General features: G+C 73.1%; 1 protein-coding gene. It reads right to left on the bottom strand.

Annotated features, from left to right (window positions below):
• A partial coding sequence (locus tag HMPREF3165_RS12965; RefSeq protein WP_176747037.1) for an IS30 family transposase occupies positions 1 to 988 on the bottom strand: 988 nt, incomplete at its 3' end.
• Between the last annotated feature and the right edge of the window lie 157 nt (positions 989 to 1145).

Here is a 1145-nt window from a genome sequence, read left to right as displayed (position 1 = left end):
CAGCGACCATGGTCTGCAAGGCGGTGGTGACGGTCTGGGAGTCGTGGCCGGCGCCCAGGCGGTGTATGAGCACGAAGCGGCTGGCGCGCTCCACCAGGGTGATCAGGGCGCTGCGCCCGCCGGCGCCGATGACCAGGTCGCCCTCCCAGTGACCCGGTACGGCCCGGTCGGCGGCCTGGGGCGGGCGCACACTGATCTGGGCCCCCTCGATCCAGGGACGGTTGGATCTGCGGGGCAGGCCGGCCAGTGGTGAGCGGGGCAGGCGCCGGGTGCGTCCTGAGCGCAGGGCCTTGTCCACCCGCAGCTGCTGGCGCAGGCTCCCGGCGCCCTGGACGTAGAGGGCCTGGTAGATCTGCTCATGGGATATGCGCATGGACTCATTGTCGGGGTGGGCCCAGCGCAGGCGCGTGCTGATCTGGCGGGGGCTGGCCCCGTCCTCGAGCAGGGCCACCACCTCGGCGCGCAGGACGGGATCGGCGTCGAGCCTCCTGGTCTTGGGGCGGGCCAGGCGCTCCTGGGCCGCAGCTGAGGCCCCCGGGGCCCGGTAGACCCCGTCAGGGCCGGTGTTGCGGGTGATCTCTCGTGAGACGGTCTGACGGCACCGCCCCAGGGCGCGGGCGATGGCGGCGGCCGACTCCCCACGGGCCCGGCCCTGAGCGATCAGGACCCGCTCGGCGTCGCTGACGCGCTGCCCGCGCCCGACCCGCCCCGAGCAGGCCGACGCCGACCAGCCCCCACGACCCCGCCGCCCCGACGAGCGTCCTGACGAGCGTCTTGATGCTGTTGCTGCGTCCTCCATGGCCTGATCGTGCCAGTACCGCCTGGCACTGTCCCGGCTCACCCCGGCCGCGGCTGCCGCCTGGGTCAGGGACGCTCCGGCCAGGACGGCCTGGGCGACCTTGGCGCGTCTGGCCTGGTCGGACTGGGCCGTCCCACCCCGTCGTCCGCCTACCAGCTCCACCCCCGCCTTCTGGCACCACAGGCTCACCGACCCACGACAGCACCCCAGATCCCGAGCCACCGCCGAAGCCGACTCACCAGCCACCACCCGCGCCACCGCATCACGACGCACATCCTGATCAAACCAAGTCCCAGACACACAACACCCCTCCCACGAGTGGTGCATCCACCACCTGACCCCACCG

This window comes from Actinomyces sp. HMSC08A09 (assembly GCF_001807465.1).
GTDB classification, from domain to species: domain Bacteria; phylum Actinomycetota; class Actinomycetes; order Actinomycetales; family Actinomycetaceae; genus Actinomyces; species Actinomyces oris.
The sequence above is the reverse complement of the archived record's forward strand: the minus strand, read 5'-3'. Positions and strand labels throughout refer to the sequence as shown.